We start from the raw sequence: 19,268 nt of genomic DNA, 5'->3' as shown, positions 1-19,268 counted from the left end.
TCGCAAAAGGCTCGGCGAACCTGGGGGCGATCGGGGAAGCGTTCGGGAGTGGTTCGGTATCAGGCCGCGGCGCGGCTCGACCGGCGGCGGTGCAGGGCACCCAGCAGCAGGCCGCCGACCGCGATCGCGCCGAGCGACCAGGGGAGGAAGTCGACCGGACCGCGGGCCGCGGCCCGCGGCGGGACGGCGGAGATCAGCACCCGCGACGCGCCGGAGATCGAGCGGCCGGCCACGATGATGCTCGCGCCGGACTGGCCGGCGGTGATGAGCGTCTGCGGCACCGAGACCCGCACCTGGCCGTTCTCGTCGCTGCGGGCCTGCTGGATCGGCTCGCTGCCGAGGCGGATGTCGACGATCGCCTTCGGCCGGTACGCGGAGCCGCTCACCTGGAGCTCCTTGCCGCCGTCGGCCCAGCTGAGCACCAGCTTGTCGGCGCCGGCCTTGGTGGCGGCGGCGGCCGGGACCGACGGGGCCAGCAGCAGCGCGGCGCACAGCCCGAGCATCGTCAGGAGGGCGACGAGGACGTGGCGACCGGTGTTGGCTGAGTTCCGCATGTCCACCAGGTTGCGGCATCGCGGGGCCCGGCGGAATGGCTGCGAGTCAACCTTGCCCGTCGCCTGAGCTGAGCTTGATGTTCGCGCGGCGACCGAGCGTGGAAGGCGGTAAGGCTCAACCCGCGGCGGGGCACGCCGATGGAGAGACATGCCGTCCGAAGCGCCTCCGGGCCCGGCCCGCCACTACCGGGTCCTCGACCTGCCCCGGCTCGCCGACCGGCTGTGGCGGGTGCCGCTGGTGCTCGCCGCCGTCGTCTTCGCCGCCTGCGGGCCCGCGCACGCGCTCGGCAACACCGACCTCGTCTACTACGGCGCCCTCGTCGGCCTGGCGCTGAGCGCGTTCGCCGTGCCGCTCGGCCTGCTCGGGCTGCGCGCGCGGCCGCCGTCCGACCGCACCGACAGCGACACCCGGAGGAACGCACCATGACCCAGGCCGTCCGCGCACCGCAGCGGGCCGCGGCGCCCGCGCGACCCGGCCCGCACCGCGCGCTGAACGCGCTGCGGGCCGTCGCGGCCGTCCTGGTGGTCATGTACCACCTGCGCCAGCTGCTCCTCGTCGACCCGGAACAGGCCGGCGACGGCGTGCTCACCACCATCCTGTACGCGGTGACGGGCCTGGGCCCGGCGGCGGTGCTGGTCTTCTTCGTGCTGAGCGGCTACTGGGTCGGCGGCAGCGTCTTCGCCGCGTTCCGCCGGGAACGCTTCCGCTGGTCGACCTACGCCACGGCCCGGCTCAGCCGGCTGTGGATCGTGCTCGTGCCGGCCCTCGCGCTCACCGCGCTGCTGGACCACCTCGGCCTGTCGCTGCTCTCCGGGACCTCCATCTACCTCGGCGATCCCGCGTACCACCACACGGTGCCGGCCGGGGACCTGGCCGGGCGGCTGGGCGTGGACACGGCCGTGGGCAACTTCGCCTTCCTGCAGACGATCGTCGTGCCGACCTACGGCACCAACGCCTCGTTGTGGTCGCTGAGCTACGAGGCGGTGTTCTACGCGATCCTGCCGCTCGCGCTGTACGCCTGGCGCGGCCGCGGCGGCGTGCCCGCGCGCGTGCTGAACGCCGTGCTGCTGCTCGGCATCTGCGCGCTCGCCGGCCCGGCCGTGCTGAAGTACCTGCCGGTCTGGCTGATGGGTGCCGCGGTGGCCTGGTACCGCGAGCCCATCGCCGGCTGGCTCGCCGCCCGCGGCCGGCGCTTCCTGGCCCTGGCCCGGGCCGGCGCGGCGGCGGCGGTCGGCGTCGCGCTGTGGCTGACCCAGGCGAGCTACAGCGGGCGCAACGTGCTGCTGCTGGCGGGCGCCACCACCGTGCTCCTGATCCTGCTGGTCCGGGACCTCGAGTGGCGCGGGCTGCCCGGCGGCCTGCTCTCCACCGTCTCCCGGTACGCCGACTCCTCGTACTCGCTGTACGCGATGCACCTGCCGGTGGCCGCGATGATCGCCGCGCTGCTGACGCCGCGGGCCGGCAACCGCTGGCTGCCGACCCCCGGGCACTGGCTCGCCTACGCCGGGCTCTGCGCGGTGCTGATCCTGGCCGGGTGGCTCTTCGCGCAGGCGACCGAGCGGCACACCGACCGGGTACGCCGGGCCGCGGACCGCCTGATCGGCTCGGCCGGGCGGCGCGGCCGCGGATAGCGCATCCCTCAAGGCGGCACCGCGGCGGCCGATTCTACGGGCGGCGTGTCCGGCCGGGCCGCACCACGAACGTGCTCGACGAGGAGGGGTAGCGACGTGCGACGGCTCCTCCCACGCTCGGCGTGGCCGGCCTCGCGGCCCTACCTGATCGTCCTCGCGCTCAACGCGCTCATCGTCAGCCAGTGGTTCCGCACCGGCACGTTCATCGCCGGCGGCGACATGGGCGCGTTCATCCGGCGTGGGTGGGCACCCGAGGCGACCTGGGCGTGGAACCACCAGACCACCGGCACCGGCTCCGCCGGGTACACCATGGCGCGGGGCTTCGAGTTCGTCCTGATCTACCTGTGCCGCGCCGTCGGGCTCACCGAGTACTCGGCGCAGTGGCTCTTCTACATCTGCATCTACGGCCTCGTCGGCTTCGGCGTGGCGTACCTGGCCGGCGCGTTCGTGCGCAACCAGGCGGCGATCGTGACGGCCGGCGCGTTCGGCCTGCTCAACGGCTTCTTCCTGACCCGGCTGCCGAACCCGCTGAACATCATCTCGGTCGGCTCGGTCGCCCTGATCACCGGCATCGCGATGCGGGTCGCGCAGGGCCGGCGGGTGCCGACGCCGATCGCCGGGTTCGCGCTGATGCCGACGTCGTTCCTCGCCTTCAACCCGCCGATGCTGGTGGTGGCCTACGCGTGGGCGGTCGGCGGCACCCCGCTGCTCGCCGCGCTGGTGCTGGGCCGCAAGCCGGCCGTACGGCTGCTGAAGTGGTTCGTGTTCGCCGCGCCGTGGGCCATCGGGCTCAACGCGTACTGGCTGGTCCCGCTCGCGCAGAGTTTCGTCGGCGGCGGCGGCGCCACCGCGAACGCCACGTTCACCGACCCGACCAACTGGTCCTGGTCGCAGGTGAACAACGTGCCGCAGAACATCATCACGATGGTGGCCAACTGGGCCTGGTTCCGCCCGCAGTACCTGCCGTTCGCCGCGGACCTGGACCGCCCGGAGTGGCTCTGGATCCGCTACCTGCTGCCCGCCCTGGTCTTCCTGGCGCCGCTGCTGGCGCCGCGGCGGCTGCGCCGGGTCGCGTTCGGCCTGATCACCCTGATCCTGGTGTTCGTGTTCCTGGCCAAGGGCCTGCGGCCGCCGTTCTCCGAGATCAACATGTTCCTGTACCAGCACGCGCCGGGGTTCTGGCTGTTCCGGGAGCCGATGAGCAAGCTGGGGCAGCTGCTCATCCTCTTCTTCGCCACCTCGCTCGCGATCGGTGTCGAGGGCACGGTGCTGCGGCTGCGATCGCTGCCCCGCCTGCGGCTGCCGGGCTGGCCGCGGCGGCTGGCGTACGCCGGATCGGTACTCCCGCTGCTGCTGGTGCTCGCCTACCCGTACCCGCTCTACACCGGCGGGGTGATGCCCGACGAGCGGCCCACCCAGCCGTCCACCCACGTGCGGGTCCCGGACGTGTGGTGGGACATGGCCGCGCACATCGACGCCGACGACCGGCCCGGCAAGGTGCTGGTCCTGCCGCTGGACGACTACTACCAGATGCCGACGACCTGGGGCTTCTTCGGCGCGGACAGCATCGCCAACCTGCTCATCGAGCACCCGGTCGTGGCGCCCAAGCCCGGCGGCTACTTCGGCGACGTGCCCGGCTTCGGCGCCGACGTGCACGCCGTGGAGACCGCGCTGCTCGCCGGCGACCTGGCGCCGGTGCCCAAGCTGCTCGACGCGATCGGGGTCAGCCGGGTCATCGTGCGGCACGACCTCGTCCGGGGCCTGCCCAACCGGTACTTCGCCGACGACCGGATCCTGGGCGCGGCGATGAGCCGGGTGCCCGGCGGGCAGCTCGAGCGCGACGGCACGCTGCAGCTGTGGCAGTTCAACGGCGGCGTCAGCCCCACCATGCGCACCTACGACCGGGTCCTGGACGCGCCGGCCCGGCCCGACGCGGGCGCGGCGGTGCTCGGCACCGTCGACACCCGCACGGCGATCGCCGCGCGCAAGGACACCACTCCCGTCGCGCTGAGCCCACAGGTGGACGACAGCATCACGGTCACCCCGGATGTCGTGCACTGGCCGGTGCCGGCCGTCGACAGCGGCACGCCGACGACGACGGTCGACATCGAGACGGCCGGCCGGTTCACGCTCGCGCAGCGGGCCCGCGCGTCCGCCGTGCTCACGCCCCGCCTGGACAAGAAGAGGCCGCTGCTGCTGCTCGAGGATCCGACGGTGGTGAAGGTCGACGGCAAGGCCGTGTCCAGCCGCCCGGTGCTGGCCGTGCCGACACCCGCCGGCCGCAAGATCAAGGCGATCAGCACGGGCGGCCGGACCGTCTCGCTGGACGGCCCGGGCACCGCGGCGACGGTGCCGGTCGGGTCCGCGACCGACATCACCCTGCTGGCGAGCGCGCCCAAGCCGGCCGACACCACCGGGTACTCGCCGGTCTTCGACTGCAACAACTACGAGCCCCGGCCGTGGAAGGAGCTCGGGCTCACCCGCACCGTCAAGGACACCGCGGCGGGCCGTACCGTGCGGCTCAGCGCCGCCGACCACGCCGCCTGCACCAAGGTGGTGGTCCGCAAGGCGGTACCGGGCCAGCTGTACCGGGTCCGGCTGGAGTACCGCAGCGTCACCGGCGCCCGCCCGCAGATCTGCCTGTGGCAGGCCGGGGTCGCCGGGTGCGAGCTGAGCGCCCGCCCGGTCCTGGACAAACAGTGGTCCAGCTACGAGAAGACCGTCACGATGGACAGCCTCGCGGACGAGCTGCAGATCATCCTGCACGCCGACGTCGGCGAGCGGCTCAAGCCGAAGACGGTCACCGAGTACCGCAACCTGACCGTCGACGCGCTGGAGGCGGTCGACACGAAGACCGTCTTCCCGCCGGCGATCCCCGAGGTCAAGGTGCACCTCACCGCGGGAAGTCACGAGCTGCGCGTCGAGGGCGGCATGGCCGGCTCGGTGCTCGCGCCGTTCGAGCCGCTCAACGACTGCTACCGCTACGACGACCAGACCGCCGAGCAGGCCGGGCTGGAGGCCGAGTCGCAGGTCGGCGCGGACGGGGAGACCACCTACACCCTCAAGGCGGTGCGGCACCTGGCCTGCATCGGCGCACCCGTCTCGGACATGGGCGCGTCCTCGCTGTACGAGCTCTCCCTCGAGGCGCGCAGCGTCGCCCTGCGCAACCCCAAGTTCTGCCTGTACCTGCGTGGCCCCGACCTGTGCCGCACGCTGCCGGCGGTGGCGCTATACCAGGGCTGGACGTCCTATGAGGCCCTGGTGCCGCCCGACCCGGACGCGGTCGACGCCCGCCTGTACCTGTACGGGCTGCGCGACCTCGAGGAGCAGCGCCAGTCGCAAGTGGAGTACCGCGGCGTGCGACTGCGCCCGGTGGCCACCACCAGCGCGATCGTGCTGGTGCGCGACGCGACCCCGGAGGAGACCTCCACGGTGGACTTCACCATGGAGAACCCGGCCCGGTTCACCGGCACGATCACCAGCCCCGGGCGCACCGCGGTCGCGCTCGCCGAGAACGCCGCACCCGGCTGGGTGCTCACCGGCGTCGAGGGCGCCACGAAAGTCACCCTCCAGGGGTGGATGGGCGGCTGGCTGCTCCCCGAGGGCGGCGGCAAGGTGACCATGCAGTACGCCCCGGCGGTGATCAGCCGCTACGCGATGTACCTGCTGCCGGTCGCCGTCGTCGCGTCCCTGCTGTTCATGTACGCGTTCCGGCTGCCCGCCGACCGCCCCGGCCTGTGGGCGATCCGGAACCGCTGGCAACGGCGGACGGAGCTGCTCTGGGCGCGCCGGCCGCGGCTGCGGCTGCGCCCGATGCTGCGCAAGCTGTGGAGGCGGTCCCGATGATCGGAACGGTGCTGAAACGCCGCCGGCTGCTGGCGGTCGTCGCCGTGGCCGTGGTGCTGGTCCTCGCCGCGCTGGCGTCGCTGAGCCGCTGCTCGACCGCGCCGGACACCGTCCGGGTGGTCGCGGTCGGTGACATGGCCTGCGATCCGGACGACCCCGACCTCGCCACCGGCGCGAACGACCACTGTCGACACCGGCAGGTCTCCGACCTGGCGGTCGCGCTGAGCCCGGACGTGCTGCTCGGCCTCGGCGACTACCAGTACGAGCTGCCCACTTCGGACGCCTACCGCACGGTGTACGGGCCGAGCTTCGGGCGGCTGCTGAGCCGTACCGCTCCGGTCGTCGGCAACCAGGAGTACAAGGTGCAGGACGCCGGCTCGTACGCCGCGTACTTCGGCAAGCAGGTCAAGGACCGGCTGGGCTACTGGTCGCAGGAGATCGGCCGCTGGCACCTGGTGGTGCTCAACTCCAACTGCGCGGCGGTCGCCGGCGGCTGCGGCGAGGGTTCGCCGCAGCAGGCCTGGCTCGACGAGGACCTGCGCAAGACCGACCGCAAATGTGTGATCGCCGCCTGGCACCACCCCCGCTGGTCGTCCGGCGTCGCCGGCACCGACTCCCGCACCGCCGACCTCTTCCGCACCCTCTACGACCACCGGGTCGAGCTGGTGCTCTCGGGTCACGAGGCCGACTACGAGCGGTTCGCCCCGCTCAACCCCGCCGGTAAGGCGGACCCGCTCGGGGTGCGCCAGTACGTGGTGGGCACGGGCGGGCAGGCGCACTACCGGCCGGGCGCCAATGACGGCGGGCGCGACGAGCACGGCAAGCCGCCGCGGGGCGCCGTCACGGGCGAGTTCGTGGACTTCGACCACCACGGCGTTCTCGACCTGGAGCTGCGGCCGGACTCGTGGAGCTGGAGCTTCCGGGCGGTCGGCGCCGAACAGCCGCTCGACAAGGGCGAGGCGAACTGCCGATGACACCGGCGCAGAGCCGGCCCACCCGGGACTGACCTCCCACCCTGTACCGCCCCCCGACCCACGTCGTGAGGGCTTTGCCCTGTTCCCGCCGCAGGGACCGATTCGGCGGGCGATTGAATGGAGAACCCTTGATCAGGAAGTCCCCACGGGCTTTGGTGATGCTCGGCGCTACCGTGCTGACCACACTCGGCGCCCAGCTCGCGTTCACCCCGGCGGCGCCGGCGTCGGTACCGGAGGGGCCGGGGTACTCCCTGTCCCCGACGGTCGGCGAGCCGGCACTGACCGAGGAGGCCTGCGCGGCCGACCCGGGCTGCGCGGTGGCGGGTGCGCCGCGCGGCGGCGGCCTGGACGACTGGGCCGCGCTCAACGCCGCGGTCACCGCGGCGGCCGCCCGCGGCACCTCCGCCGCGCCGGCCACCGTGCTCCTGCCGGCCGGCGTCTACACCCTGACCAAGGCGCTGATGCTGAAGCCGAACGTCAACCTGCGCGGCCGGGGCATGACCGACACCACGCTGGTCATCGCGCCCGGCAGCCACGTGAACTTCAAGAACTCGTTCATCGTGCGGCCCGACTTCAATGCCGCACCCGTCGCGGGCAGCACCAACCTGGTCTCGGACCTCGCGGTGAACGGCAACTGCAAGGCCGGCGCCGGGCTGACCGACGACGTGGTCCCGCCGGCCAAGACCTGCGACCACGGCTCCGCCACCAACGCGGGCGGCGGCGTCTCGGCGGGCGACCGGTGGACCATTCAGCACGTCCGGTTCACCAACATCGAGTACTTCAAGCTGTGGATCCGGGCCACCACCGGCGTGCGGGTCATCGACAACCGCTTCGACAACCGCGGCGGTGCCGGCTCCGGCGACGAGGACAACATCGGCGGCGGTGGCAACGCCACCGACACGGTGGTCGAGGACAACCAGTTCGACGGCACCGAGCTCGGCAACGCCCTGGACCTCACCAACGCCAAGGGCCTGATCTTCCGCCACAACACCGTGTACACCGACCCGGCGATGCTCACCTTGTTCGACCGGCCCGACAACGGCACGGTCCTGCTCGAGTCGGTCACCGACTCGGAGGTGAGCGAGAACCTGTTCAACGGCGGGCACCTCACCCTCAAGACGAACGTCGGCTACACCCCGACCGGCACCAACAAGGACGTCACCAACCCGGCGCGCAACATCGTGCGCGACAACCGGTTCGTCGGCTCCTACTGGGCCGCCATCACGGTGAACTACCACGACTACAAGGACCCCGACGGCACCATCGGCCGCGTCGACTCGTACGTGGACCCCGCCGACACCACGAACCACACGGTGTGGTCCGGCGGCGGCAACGTGATCACCGGGAACCGCATCGAGAACCCGGCCGAGTCCGGCATCCTCGTGTACGGCTGTTACGAGGCCGCCAAGAGCATGGCGGACACGATCGCCGGTAACGTCATCACGGGCGCCGGTCAGGACGGCACGAGCAGCTACGGCACCGGCTGCGGCACGTTCGAGACGGTCGGCATCGGGCTGGGCGCCGGGCGCGGCGACAAGATCTACGGCAATGTCGTCACGGGCGGCACGAACACCTGGTACGGCGTCCAGATCGGGTCCCGCACGGCCGGCACCACACCGACCGGCACCGTGCTCACCGACCCCACCGGCACCTACCCGGACAACTCCTTCGGCCCCTTCGTGGTCGGCGACTACCGGTACGGGAAGAACACCCCGGAGTCGGTCGAGGCGCAGCCCGCCGTCAGCACCCCGGAGGGGGTCAAGCTGACCTGGAAGGAGGTCTACGCGCTGCCGGACGTCTTCGTCGGCGGCTACCGGGTCTACCGCCGCGGCGAGCTCGTGGCCGACCTGCCCGCGGGCGGGGAGATCCCCGCCAACCTGATGTCGGCGGACGCGAGCACGCTGGAGAACGGCCTCGGCGGCTGGACCGCCGCCAGCCGCACGTCGGTCAGCCGGGTCACCGGTGCGACCGCACCGGGTGTCGGTGCCGCCTCGCTGGCGCTGACGACCACCGGTGCCGGCCAGATCGGCGCGGCCGGCCCGCTGACCCCGGTCACCGCGGGCCAGTCGTACACCGCGGTGGCCTCCTACAAGGCGCAGGCCACCGGCCGCAAGGCGCGTACCGGCATCGCGTGGTTCGACGCGGCCGGGGTGGCGGTCGGTACGAAGCCGTACAGCACCAACAGTTTCACGTTCGACGGCACGGACCGCTGGATCAACAGCACGGTCACGGCGACGGCCCCGGCCGGCGCGGCCTACGCCAAGGTGCTGTCGGCGATCGACAACGCCGTCGTCGGTGAGGTCCACCTGATGGACCGCATCGGGCTGGTCGCCGGCAATGTCACCGAGGGCTGGACCGACACGCAGGGCTCGGGCCCGTACGACATCGTCGCCTATCAGGTCGGCGGCCCGGCGGGCAGCGAGTACTCGATTCCCACCCGGGTGTCGGCGCCGTAGTCCGAACGCGGCGCCGCCCCGGTGACGGGGCGGCGCCGCTGTGTCTCACTGGCGGAGTACGGCGGCGTACGCCTCGGCGGTCGTCTCGGCGACCCGGGCCCAGCCCATCCGCTGCGTCGCCGACTCCAGCCCCGCTTGGGCGTACCGCTGCCAGCTCTGCTCGTCGCGCAGCAGGGTGACCAGCGCGCGGGCCAGGGCCGGCGGGTCGGCCGGCGGCACCGACAGGCCGTTCACGCCGTCCTGCAGGACCGCGCGGACGCAGGCGACGTCGGTGCCGACCACCGGCAGGCCGACGGCCATCGCCTCGACCAGCGCCATCGCCGGCGGCGAGGTGGTGTAGTCGAACTTGAACGGCCAGGTGCCCACCTGCGCGGCGGCCAGCTCGGCCAGCAGGTCGGGGACGGGCTCGGTGACCACCTCGATGGCGTCGCCGGCCGCGCCGGCCCGGGCCAGGATCCGCGGCAGCTCCGGCCGGGGTATCAGCAGCAGCCGCAGCCGCGCGCCGGGTACCGCCGCGCGGACCCGGCCGAACGCGTCCAGCAGGGTGTCCAGGCCGCGGACGCTCTCCGCCCGGCCGGCGAAGACGATGGTCGGCCGCTCGGCGTCGAAGCGGGCCCGGCGCGGGTCGACCGGCGCGCCGGAGCTGAACCGGACGACGTTCAGGCCGCGCCGGCGGCCGAGCCGGTCGGCGACCCGGGGGTCGGGGGTGAGCACGGTGGTCACCCCGGCACGGCGCAGCGCGGCGGCGGCGAGCGGGATCGGCAGGACCGTGGTCAGCAGCACCCGGGCCCGCAGCACGTTCGAGGCGCGCATCTCCGCGACGGTGGCCCGCCGCCACGCACCCGGTCCGGGCAGCGTCGGCCACGCGTACGCGGTGAGCAGCTTGGGGTGCGAGCGCAGCACCGGCAGCAGCGCCAGGAACGGGCCGAGCGCGCCGGCGTGCAGGTGCACCAGGTCCGGCCGGATCCGCATCAGCGCGTCCCGCAGCGCGTCGGAGCGCCCCAGCGGGAACGTCTCCAGCGCGCCGCCGAGCTCGTGCACGCCGGCGAACGGGTCCCGGCCGTCGAGCGCGTGGGTGGTGACCAGGTGGTGTTCGCCGGGTACCCGGTTGACCAGCTCGGTGACCGTGCGGCCCATCGCCTCCTTGGCGGAGAACTCGGCGATCACGTGCGCGACTCTGGTCACGCCGGGCCCCCGTGCCGCACCGCGATGCGGTGCCGGACCTGGCCGACCGCGCCGGAGCCGAACTCGCCGACCTTCATCACCCACAGGCCGCCGTATAGCAGCGGGTGCGAGAAGGCGTACGGGAAGTTCCGCAGGTAGAGGCCGAATCGGTGGAAGATGTTGGTCTGCCACCGGAACGCCTCCGGGTGCGCGGTGGCGAAGAGGTCGGCGGTGCCGGAGTACCCGAGCTTCTTGCGCATGGTCTTCTGCAGCCGCAGGTCGCCCTCGTTGTGGTAGAGGAAGTTGCGGGTCCGGCCGACCGCGTATCCGGCCTTGCGTACCCGCAGGTCGAAGTCCTTGTCCTCGGAGAAGACCATCCGCTCGTCGTGGCCGCCGAGCCGGTCGTAGACCGCGCGCCGCACGCAGCGCAGCGACTCGATCTGCTCCACCCCGTCGTAGATCTTCTTCTCCAGCCACTTGCACCGGGCCCAGAACGTGGTGCCGAACGCCTCCTCGGGGATGACCAGGGCGTCGTACCCGCCGCCGAGCAGCTCGACGCACTCGCCGAGCAGGCCGGGGGTGACCTTCATGTCGGAGTCGAGGTGCAGCAGGATCGAACCGCGCGCCTCGGCCGCGCCGCGCTTGCGGCCCTGCGCCATCGAGTGGTTCTCCCGCAGGTAGGTGACGTCCAGGCCGTCGGCCCGGAACTCCTCGGTCAGTGCGCGGGTGCCGTCCGTCGAGCGCAGGTCGTCGTTGATGATCACCTCGAAGTCCCGGTACTCGGAGGTCAGGCACGCGCCCAGGAAGTCGCGCAGCAGCGGCGCGCTGTTGTAGGCGGGAACGATCACCGACACCACGGGGTGGCTTGTCATCTGACCATTATGAGCTGATTTCACCGCTTCGAGACCGATTTTGCGGGTCAGGCGTCGGCGTGCAGCCGGCTCTCCTGGCCACGCCGGCTCTCGACCACTGCCGTGGCGTGCACGCCGCTCGGCACCCGGGCGTGCAGCTCCACCGCGGCCAGCAGGGTCTCGGCGACCTCGTCCCAGGCGTGCGCGCCGCCGTTCGGCAGCGCGGGGAACGGCTCGCTCAGCCGGGCCGGCAGCAGCTCGGCCAGCCGGCGCGCCAGCGCCGCCGGCTCCGGCGGCACCACGACGCCGCGCGCCGCCCGCGTCGAGTCGCGCAGGCCCGGCACGTCGTACGCGATCGTCGGCGTGCCCAGCGCGGCGGCCTCGGTGACCACCAGGCCCCAGCCCTCGCGGACGCTGGTCGCGAGGTGGATGTGCGCCCGCGCCATCCGGTCGTGCTTCTCCGCCTCGGAGACCCGGCCGAGGAACTCGACGCCCTCCGGTGCGGCCGCGCGCAGCTTGGCGAGCATGGGCCCGCCGCCGATCATCCAGAGCCGCAGGCCGGGAATCTCCCGGCGGGCCGAGCGCACCGCCTCGATCACGTCCCACGGGCGCTTGTAGCTGACCATCCGGCCGCAGAACACGGCGGTCGGCAGCGTCTCCTTGGCGACCGACGGCAGCACCGCCGGCGACTCGTAGCCCTCCGGCACGACGGTGACGTCGCGGGCGCCGAAGCGGGCCAGCGCGTCGCGCGTCGAGTCCGACACCGCCAGGATCGGCGACCCGGCGAGCCGGCGCAGCCAGTACGGCTCGAGCAGGTACCGGCCGAGTTGCGCGGCCAGCGGCGGCGCGTTGTGGTGCCAGATCTCCTCGCAGGTCTGGTGCACCAGCGCGACGGTGCGGGCGCCGTCGTCGACCCACTCGTGCGCGTGGAACGGCACGGTGTTCGTCTCGTCGATGACCACGTCGTAGCGGCCCCGGCCGTAGCGCCGCCACCAGCGGCGGGCCTCGCGGTACACGGTGAACCGGCTGCCGGCGCGCACCACCCGGTAGCCGTCGACGAGCTCGGCGGCGGGCTCACCGGCGACGGCCGCGGCGAACAGGGTCACCTCGTGGCCGGCCCGCGCCCAGCGGCGCAGGACCTGCTCGGTGTACACCTCCGCGCCGCCCGCGGCCGGGTGCTTCAGGTCGCGCCAGTTGAGAACGAGGATGCGCACGGGGCCTCCGGGGTCAGGCCGCGGTCGCGGCGGTAGGTGAACGATCGGCGCCGCCGGCGACGACCTGAGCCGTCGGCCGCGGACCGCGGGCCCACGGCCGGCCCTCCAAGGCGGCCATCAGGAGCAGTGTCGGTACGAGCGCGGCGGCCGAGCAGGCGGCGATCTGCGCCGCCGAGCCGTGCCACACCTCGATGAGCGCGATCTCCAGCACGGCGCCGGCCCAGGGGACCGCGATCGTGCGCGAGCGGCGGGCCAGCGCGGCGTGGGTGAGCACGGACACCAGGCAGGTCAGCGCGGCGACGCCGGCCAGCGCGCGGACCAGCCCGGCCGCGTCGGCGTACCCGTCGCCGTAGAGCACGGTCAGCACCAGCGACGGCACCGCGATGATCACCGCCGCGCCCAGCACGGCCGGCGCGGCGACGGCGGCGCCGCTGGTGAGCAGCGCCCGCCCCCGCCCGGCGGTCGGCCAGGCGGCGAGCAGCCGAGGGAAGACGGCCGCCATGATCCCGGCGGGCAGCGCCAGCACGGTCTTGGCGACGGTGGCGGCGGCGACGTACGAGCCGGACGCGGCGTCGCCCAGGTGGTGCCGGGCGAGCAGCAGGTCGGCGGTGGAGAACAGGAACATGCCGGTCACCGCGATCCCGGCGTACGCGACCGCGCCGAGCCGCAGCCGCGTCGCGCCGGCCGGTCCGGCCGGTGTCCGCAGCCGCCGGGCCGCGACGAGCAGGGCGGCGAGCTCCGAGATCAGGGTCCCGGCCAGCGCGCCGGAGACGCCGAACGGCACCACGAGCAGCAGGCCCAGCGTCAGCCGGACCACGGTGGCGACCAGGTAGGTCATCGCGACCGTGCCCACCCGCCGGTCGCCGAGCAGCAGCCCGCGGGCTGCCGCGGTCACGGCGGCCACGATCAGGTACGGGGCCAGCTGCGCGGCCTCGGCGAGCGACGCCAGGTGGAAGTAGTCGCGCAGCAGCGGCGCGCCGGCGAGCACGACCAGCGCGGGCGGCACGGACCACAGGGCGACCGAGCGCAGCGTACGACGGGTGGTGTCCCGGTTCAGGCCGTGCTCGGCGACCAGGGCCGAGGCGGCGGTCTGCAGCGCGCCCAGCGGCACGCCCAGCATCACCATCGCGCTGAGCACCGCGCCGAGCGCGCCGTACGAGCCCGGGTCCATCAGCCGGCCGACCACCGCGTGGAAGGCGAGGTTGCCCGCGCTCTGCACCGCGACGGCGACCGCGATCGGTGCGGCGCCCACGGCGGCGAGGCGCGCGATGCGGCCGGCAAGGGTGGTCACACCGTCTCTATCGACGGGCGAAGCGCCGACCTGTCCGATTGTCTTGAGCGAACCGCGTCACGAAACCGCGGACGCGGGGCCCGGCCAGGGGTCCATAATCGGGATGAAATGACTTATTTTCGGCAACACGTCGCCCGGATCAGCCGGCCCGCGCTGCTGGCGGCCGTCGCCGCCGCCCTCGACGCCGGCGGGCGGCCCTGGGCCTGGCAGGGCGAGGCCGGCGCCGCCGAGCGCTGGGCGGCCGACACCGGGCCCAAGGACCTCGACGTCTGGTACGCCGCGCCGCCGGCCGACGGCGACCCGGTCGACGCGCTCGCCCGCGGGTACGACGGTGCCCGGGTCGCGCAGGCGCACGACCCGCGCCGGCTGCGGCACGTGAGCCTGTCGATCGAGACCACCACCGGCCCGGCCGTCGTCGACGTGACCTACGGCCACCTCTGCGTCGGCCCCGTGCTGCTGGTGCCCGTCTCGCAGGTCACCGTCGATCCGGCGGCGCACCGCCTCACCGGCGTGGCCGCGGTGGCGGACCTGCTGGTCCGCCCGGTCCTGCGCGGCCGGGTGCCGCACCGGCACCGCCTCGACGAGGCGCGCGCCGCCTGGGCCGCGTCCGGACCCGGCCACCGCGAGGACTTCGCCCGGCGCCTCGCCGCGCAGCTCGGGCCCCGGGTGGCCGCCGAGCTGATCGCCGTCGCCGCCGGCGCGCCGCCCGCCGCCGACCTGACCCGGCGGGCCCGGCTGCGCCTGGCCGCCCGGAGCCTGGCGCCCACCGTGGTGGCGTCGACCTGGGCGCAGCGCCGCACGGTGGTGCCGGCCCTGTGGACCGCCGGCCCGCTGGGCCTGCGCGCCCGTGGCGTGGTCGTCGCCCTGGTCGGCACGGACGGCTCCGGCAAGTCGACGGTCGCCGACGGGCTGCGCGAACGCCTGCACGGCTACGGGCTGACCACCAGCGCGGCGTACTTCGGCATGGCCCGGGGCAACCTGCCCGGCGTCGCGCTCGCCCGCCGCGTGCTCCAGGTCGGCTCCACCGCGCCGACGCCGGACGACGCCGCGCCGCCCCGGGTGCCGGCCACCGCGGCCGCACCGGTGCCGCCCGACCACGCCGGGCTGCGCCGCGCGGCCGCGTGGTTCTACGCCGGCGAGTACCTCTGGCGCTACCTGCGCAGTGTCGCGCCGGCCGTGGCCCGCCGCCGCGTGGTGATCGCCGACCGCTGGGTGTACGACCTGCGCGAGTCGCCGTGGCCCGGCTCCCGCGCCGCCCGCTTCGCCGAGCGGGTGGTGCCGGCGCCGGACGTGCTGGTCCTGCCGGACGCGCCGGCCGAACTCATCCACGCCCGCAAGCCCGAGCGCAGCCTCACCGAGCAGGCGGGCCAGCAGCAGCGGTTCCGGGGCCTGCTCGCCGAGCATCCCGCCCGGCACGCCGAGGTGGTCGTCGACACCTCCGGCGCGGTGGCCGATCCGCTGGCGCGGCTGGTCGCCGAGGTGGTGCAGGCGGCACACGGTACGCCGCGCCGCCGCCGGTGACCGCCGCGCCGCCGGAACGGCGGGGGTCCGGCGGCGCTCCGGGTGGGCTGCCGGACCGGCGACGCCCCGACGGCGGGCGGCGCGATACCCGGCTGACCGCCGAGTCGGCGCTGCTCGGCCTGGTCGCCGGGCTGGTCGTCGTCGCGCCGTGGACCCGCGACGGGTACCTGCTGCTGCTCGACTGGGTGTCCGGGCCGCACCAGGCCGTCGCGTCGGGCCTGTACGGCCTCGACCCGGCCGCGCTCGACGCGCTGCCGTACCGGCTGTTCACGCACGGGCTGCGGACGGTCGTCGGCGCCGGCGCCACCGGCTGGCTGATCGTCCTGTGCTACTTCCCGATCGTCGCGTCCGGGGTGTCCGCGCTCGCCGGCGGCGGCCGGTGGCGGCGCTACTTCGCGGCCCTGTTCGCGTGCTGCAACCCGTACGTCGTCGAGCGCGTACAGGCCGGGCACGTCGCCTTCCTGCTCTCCATCGGCCTGCTGAGCTGGCTGCTCGCCTCCGCGGTCTGGGCCCGCCGGCGCCGCGTGTGGTTCGCCGCCCGGCCCGCGGTCTGGTACGCGCTCGCGATGGTCGTCGGCCCGCACGCCGCCTGGCTCGGCGGCGCCTGCCTGCTCGCGGTGGCGCTGCTGCCGCGGCCGGGGCGCAAGGACCTCGTCCGCACGGCTCTGATCATCGTCTTCGCCGGGTTCGTCTACGCGTACGCGGTCGCGGTGATGCTGAACGCGATCCTCACCGTCCGGGTCGGCGGCCAGGAGCTGGAGGCGTACGCACCGCACGCCGGTCCCGGCGGGATGCTGCCGACGCTGCTGTCGCTGCGCGGATTCTGGCGCGGCGGCGGCGCCGACAGCAGCCCCGAGCTCGCCCTGGGGCTCGTGCCCGTCGTGGTCATGGCGACGGCCGCCGTCTGGGGCCTGGTCCGGCTCTGCCGCCGCGACCCGGTGGCCGGGGCGCCGCTGGCCGCGGTCGCCGTCTGCGGCCTGCTGCTCGGCGCCGGCATTCACGGCCCGCTGGCCTGGCTGTACCGGTGGGCGTTCGACGTCGTGCCCCTCTTCGCCGCGATGCGCGAGCAGCAGAAGTGGCTCGCGCTGACCATGCTGGCCTACGCCGTCGGCATCGGGGTCACCGCGGAGGCGCTCTACTACGCCTGCCGCCGGGCCGGCCGCCCGGCCCGGGTCCGGGTGGCCGCCGGCGCCGCGCTGCTCGCGGTCGCGGGCCTCTTCGCCGTCGTCGCGCCGTCGCTCGCGTGGGGCCTCGGCGGCAGCGTCCGGGTGACCCGGTACCCGGAGTCCTGGAGCACCGCCGACAAGATCATGGGGAACGGCACCGGTGGCGTGCTCTTTCTGCCCTGGCACCTGTACCAGCCGTTCGACTTCACCGGCTCGCGGACCGTCGCGACGCCGGCCGGCGCCTTCTTCCGCCGGCCCGTGCTCAGCAGCGACGCCGTCGAGCTCGGCGCGGTGCGGACGAACTCGGACTCGCTGCGCACGGCGTACGTGCAGCGCCTGCTCGCCGACGGCGTCACCGAGGGTTTCGGCCGCCTGATCGCCCCGCTCGGCATCAGCTACGTCGTGCTGGCGCGCGACCGCGAGGCCGGGCAGTACGCCTGGCTGGAGACCCAGGACGACCTGCGCCCGGTGCTGCGCACCCCGGACCTCGACGTCTACCGCGTCGAGGTGACCGGCACCGGCCGGGTGGTCGGCGCCCGGACGGGCGGCTACGACGAGGCGGTCGACCTGGCCGCGCGGGGCGTCCTGGGCAGCGAGGCGATGCTGCCGGGCGGCCAGGAGCGCGGGCCCCTGCCCTCGGCCGCGTCCGGCGGGATCCACCGGGTCACCTCGACCAGCTGGCGGGTGCTCGCCGGCGCGCCGGGCTGGGTGGTGATACCCGAGGAGTGGTCACAAGGCTGGTCGGCCGGTGGCCTGCCGATGCGGCGGACGGCGGCCGGAACGGTCGCGGTCGACGCCGGCGCCGCGGCGGTGACGGTCCGCTACACGCCCTGGCGTTGGCTGCGGATCGGGCTGTACGTGTCCCTGGTGGCCATTGCGGCGCTGTTGCTGTCGGGTCTGGTCGAGCACCGGCGTGACCTGCTGCGCTGGTTCTCGACGCCGCGCCTGGAGCGTCGCGGCCGGACCGGGCCGCCGGAGCCGGAGCTCAGGCCGCCTCGGCGACCTGCTGACCGTTCCACGAGCCGGCGGCGGTGGTTGCGCCCGGGCGGGCCGGAGCGGCGCCGGCGACCGGGCGGTACTGGCCGGTCAGGTGCAGGCGGCCGAAGATGACGAACGTGTCGCGGATGGTGCGCAGGATGGCCTTGCTGGAGACCGTCGAGCCGGCCACCCGCTCCTCGAGCCGGACCGGCGCGCCGACGAAGCCGCGGATGCCGGCCGCCTTGGCGGCGACGAAGAACTCGAGGTCGAAGGCGAAACGGCGCTCGCGCAGCCGGGGCAGCAGGTCGGCCAGCACGTCGCGGCGCAGGACCTTGCAGCCGGTCTGGGTGTCGCGCATCCCGAGCAGGAACAGCAGGGTCACGAGCGTGGAGTAGAAGGTCGACACCAGCTTGCGGAACGGCGAGGAGGCGCTCGCGGAGCCGGCGTGCCGCTTGTCGGCGTAGACGCCGGCGTGGCCGCCGTCGCGCGCCAGGCGCAGGTACTCGGCCAGGTGGGTCGGGTCGATGTCGCCGTCGGCGTCGACGAAGCCGACCCAGGCGCCGCGCGCGGCGGCGAAGCCCAGGTGCAGCGCGCCGCCCTTGCCCTGGTTGACGCCGCTGTCGATGACCCGGACGCCGGGCAGGCCGGCGAGGGTGCGCTCGGAGCCGTCGGTCGAGCCGTCCGAGACCGCGATGACCTCGTACCCGACCTGCTCGGCGGCGAGGCACTCGACCAGCCGGGCGACCGTCGGGCGAAGCGCGGCGCCCGGGTTGTAGAACGGCACCACGACGGTGAGCTCGACGGCCGGGTCGGCCGCTGCCCACAACCGCGCGGCGTTGAAGAGCGCCGGGCGGACGGGGGCGGTAGCGGTCGAAGCGGGGGCGGAGAGCAGCGTCGCGGTCATGCCGGGTAGTTCGGCCCGCAACCTCAACGCAACCTCAGGCCGCCGTCAAGCCGGGTGCAAGGATCGGCCGGGGGCTCGCCGCGAACCGTTTGGCAACCAGGACGTGTCACTATCGGGCTCATGATCAGTCACCGCACCCGCCGCCTCGGTCCGTTCCTGCTGGCCGCCGCGGCGCTGGGCGCGTTCACCGGACCGGGCGCCGCGCTGGCCGACGGGCCGGGATACGGCGGCACCGCCGACGCGCTGACCGTGCAGTGGCGGCCGCGCGCGGCCGACGGCGACGGGCTGGCCGTGTACGCACTCGGCTTCAAGGGCGGCTCGCCGGTGAACCTGCGGGTCGGCGCCGCCGCGGAGCGGACCGTCGTCGCGGACGCCGCCGGCGCGCTGCGCGTTCTGGTCGTCAGCGCCGCGGCCCCCGCGCCCGCGCCGACGCCCGACACCACCGTGCTGCCGGTCACCGACGGCTCGACCGGCAAGCTCTCCTCCGGTACCAGCGTGCTCGCGATGGGTACCACCCCGACCGGCATGAAGCGGACGCTGGTCGGCTCGGTCCCGCCGGAACAGGCCGGCCGGGGCATTCAGGACCTGGCGTGGTGGGCCGCCGCCGCCGCGGCGCTCGGCGCCGTGGCGTTCCGGTACCGCCGCCGCGGCCTCGCCGCGGTGACCGGCGTCGCCGGGCGCCTGCGCAACCGCGGCTGATCCCGGACACGACGAGGC

At 74.3% G+C, this 19,268-nt stretch carries 13 protein-coding genes and 1 pseudogene; 8 read left to right on the top strand and 6 right to left on the bottom strand.

Annotated elements, in window-relative coordinates; genetic code table 11:
* Positions 1 to 59: 59 nt before the first annotated feature.
* Positions 60 to 554, bottom strand: coding sequence for a hypothetical protein (locus tag ACIBSW_RS38525; RefSeq protein ID WP_354721811.1), 495 nt, complete (start codon positions 552 to 554; stop codon positions 60 to 62).
* Between the two features lie 148 nt (positions 555 to 702).
* On the opposite strand from ACIBSW_RS38525, the gene ACIBSW_RS38520 reads away from it, so the two are divergent.
* The 5 genes from ACIBSW_RS38520 (at position 703) to ACIBSW_RS38500 (ending at position 9,462) form a co-directional block, all read left to right on the top strand.
* Positions 703 to 981, top strand: a complete 279-nt coding sequence (locus ACIBSW_RS38520) for a hypothetical protein (RefSeq protein ID WP_354721812.1) — start codon at positions 703 to 705, stop codon at positions 979 to 981.
* The gene (locus ACIBSW_RS38515) at positions 978 to 2,186 is read left to right on the top strand and encodes an acyltransferase (protein WP_354721813.1); all 1,209 of its coding nucleotides are present in this window, start codon (positions 978 to 980) and stop codon (positions 2,184 to 2,186) included. The genes ACIBSW_RS38520 and ACIBSW_RS38515 overlap by 4 nt, the downstream gene beginning before the upstream one ends.
* A gap of 96 nt (positions 2,187 to 2,282) precedes the next feature.
* On the top strand, positions 2,283 to 6,032 hold the full coding sequence (locus tag ACIBSW_RS38510; RefSeq protein ID WP_354721814.1) for a hypothetical protein: 3,750 nt from the start codon (positions 2,283 to 2,285) through the stop codon (positions 6,030 to 6,032).
* Positions 6,029 to 7,006: a metallophosphoesterase gene (locus tag ACIBSW_RS38505; protein WP_354721815.1), complete on the top strand. Its 978-nt coding sequence runs from the start codon at positions 6,029 to 6,031 to the stop codon at positions 7,004 to 7,006. Before ACIBSW_RS38510 ends, ACIBSW_RS38505 begins: the two co-directional genes overlap by 4 nt.
* Positions 7,007 to 7,134: 128 nt before the next feature.
* The gene (locus ACIBSW_RS38500; protein WP_354721816.1) at positions 7,135 to 9,462 is read left to right on the top strand and encodes a right-handed parallel beta-helix repeat-containing protein; all 2,328 of its coding nucleotides are present in this window, start codon (positions 7,135 to 7,137) and stop codon (positions 9,460 to 9,462) included.
* A 45-nt stretch (positions 9,463 to 9,507) separates the two neighbouring features.
* Here the strand turns inward: ACIBSW_RS38500 and ACIBSW_RS38495 are convergent, their stop codons facing one another.
* From ACIBSW_RS38495 to ACIBSW_RS38480, 4 genes are read right to left on the bottom strand one after another with little or no spacing between them, the layout of a single operon-like run.
* Positions 9,508 to 10,647, bottom strand: a complete 1,140-nt coding sequence (locus ACIBSW_RS38495; RefSeq protein ID WP_354721817.1) for a glycosyltransferase family 4 protein — start codon at positions 10,645 to 10,647, stop codon at positions 9,508 to 9,510.
* Positions 10,644 to 11,498: a glycosyltransferase gene (locus ACIBSW_RS38490; protein WP_354721818.1), complete on the bottom strand. Its 855-nt coding sequence runs from the start codon at positions 11,496 to 11,498 to the stop codon at positions 10,644 to 10,646. Before ACIBSW_RS38490 ends, ACIBSW_RS38495 begins: the two co-directional genes overlap by 4 nt.
* A 47-nt stretch (positions 11,499 to 11,545) precedes the next feature.
* Positions 11,546 to 12,691, bottom strand: coding sequence for a glycosyltransferase family 4 protein (locus ACIBSW_RS38485; protein ID WP_354721819.1), 1,146 nt, complete (start codon positions 12,689 to 12,691; stop codon positions 11,546 to 11,548).
* 13 nt (positions 12,692 to 12,704) lie between these two features.
* Positions 12,705 to 13,982 (bottom strand): polysaccharide biosynthesis protein, encoded by a 1,278-nt coding sequence (locus ACIBSW_RS38480; RefSeq protein WP_354721820.1) that lies wholly within the window; start codon positions 13,980 to 13,982, stop codon positions 12,705 to 12,707.
* Positions 13,983 to 14,090: 108 nt separating this feature from the next.
* On the opposite strand from ACIBSW_RS38480, the gene ACIBSW_RS38475 reads away from it, so the two are divergent.
* Positions 14,091 to 15,503 (top strand): thymidylate kinase, encoded by a 1,413-nt coding sequence (locus ACIBSW_RS38475; protein WP_354721821.1) that lies wholly within the window; start codon positions 14,091 to 14,093, stop codon positions 15,501 to 15,503.
* Complete coding sequence (locus tag ACIBSW_RS38470; RefSeq protein WP_354721822.1) at positions 15,500 to 17,779, top strand: hypothetical protein; 2,280 nt, start codon at positions 15,500 to 15,502, stop codon at positions 17,777 to 17,779. The genes ACIBSW_RS38475 and ACIBSW_RS38470 overlap by 4 nt, the downstream gene beginning before the upstream one ends.
* A 79-nt stretch (positions 17,780 to 17,858) precedes the next feature.
* Here ACIBSW_RS38470 and ACIBSW_RS38465 read toward each other — a convergent pair.
* Positions 17,859 to 18,551, bottom strand: a pseudogene (locus ACIBSW_RS38465) (glycosyltransferase family 2 protein); the annotation flags it as partial.
* A 120-nt stretch (positions 18,552 to 18,671) separates the two neighbouring features.
* Between ACIBSW_RS38465 and ACIBSW_RS38460 the strand changes: the two are divergent.
* Complete coding sequence (locus tag ACIBSW_RS38460; protein WP_354721823.1) at positions 18,672 to 19,250, top strand: hypothetical protein; 579 nt, start codon at positions 18,672 to 18,674, stop codon at positions 19,248 to 19,250.
* Positions 19,251 to 19,268: the final 18 nt, after the last annotated feature.

The organism is Actinoplanes sp. NPDC049668 (assembly GCF_044465445.1).
GTDB lineage: Bacteria > Actinomycetota > Actinomycetes > Mycobacteriales > Micromonosporaceae > Actinoplanes.
The sequence above is the reverse complement of the archived record's forward strand: the minus strand, read 5'-3'. Positions and strand labels throughout refer to the sequence as shown.

Excerpts from the sequence above, each read along its gene's own strand:
- ACIBSW_RS38520 (WP_354721812.1), top strand. The coding sequence starts at position 703 with ATGCCGTCCGAAGCGCCTCCGGGCCCGGCCCGCCACTACCGGGTCCTC.
- ACIBSW_RS38525 (WP_354721811.1), bottom strand. The coding sequence starts at position 554 with ATGCGGAACTCAGCCAACACCGGTCGCCACGTCCTCGTCGCCCTCCTG.
- ACIBSW_RS38515 (WP_354721813.1), top strand. The coding sequence starts at position 978 with ATGACCCAGGCCGTCCGCGCACCGCAGCGGGCCGCGGCGCCCGCGCGA.
- ACIBSW_RS38475 (WP_354721821.1), top strand. The coding sequence starts at position 14,091 with ATGACTTATTTTCGGCAACACGTCGCCCGGATCAGCCGGCCCGCGCTG.
- ACIBSW_RS38505 (WP_354721815.1), top strand. The coding sequence starts at position 6,029 with ATGATCGGAACGGTGCTGAAACGCCGCCGGCTGCTGGCGGTCGTCGCC.
- ACIBSW_RS38460 (WP_354721823.1), top strand. The coding sequence starts at position 18,672 with ATGATCAGTCACCGCACCCGCCGCCTCGGTCCGTTCCTGCTGGCCGCC.
- ACIBSW_RS38490 (WP_354721818.1), bottom strand. The coding sequence starts at position 11,498 with ATGACAAGCCACCCCGTGGTGTCGGTGATCGTTCCCGCCTACAACAGC.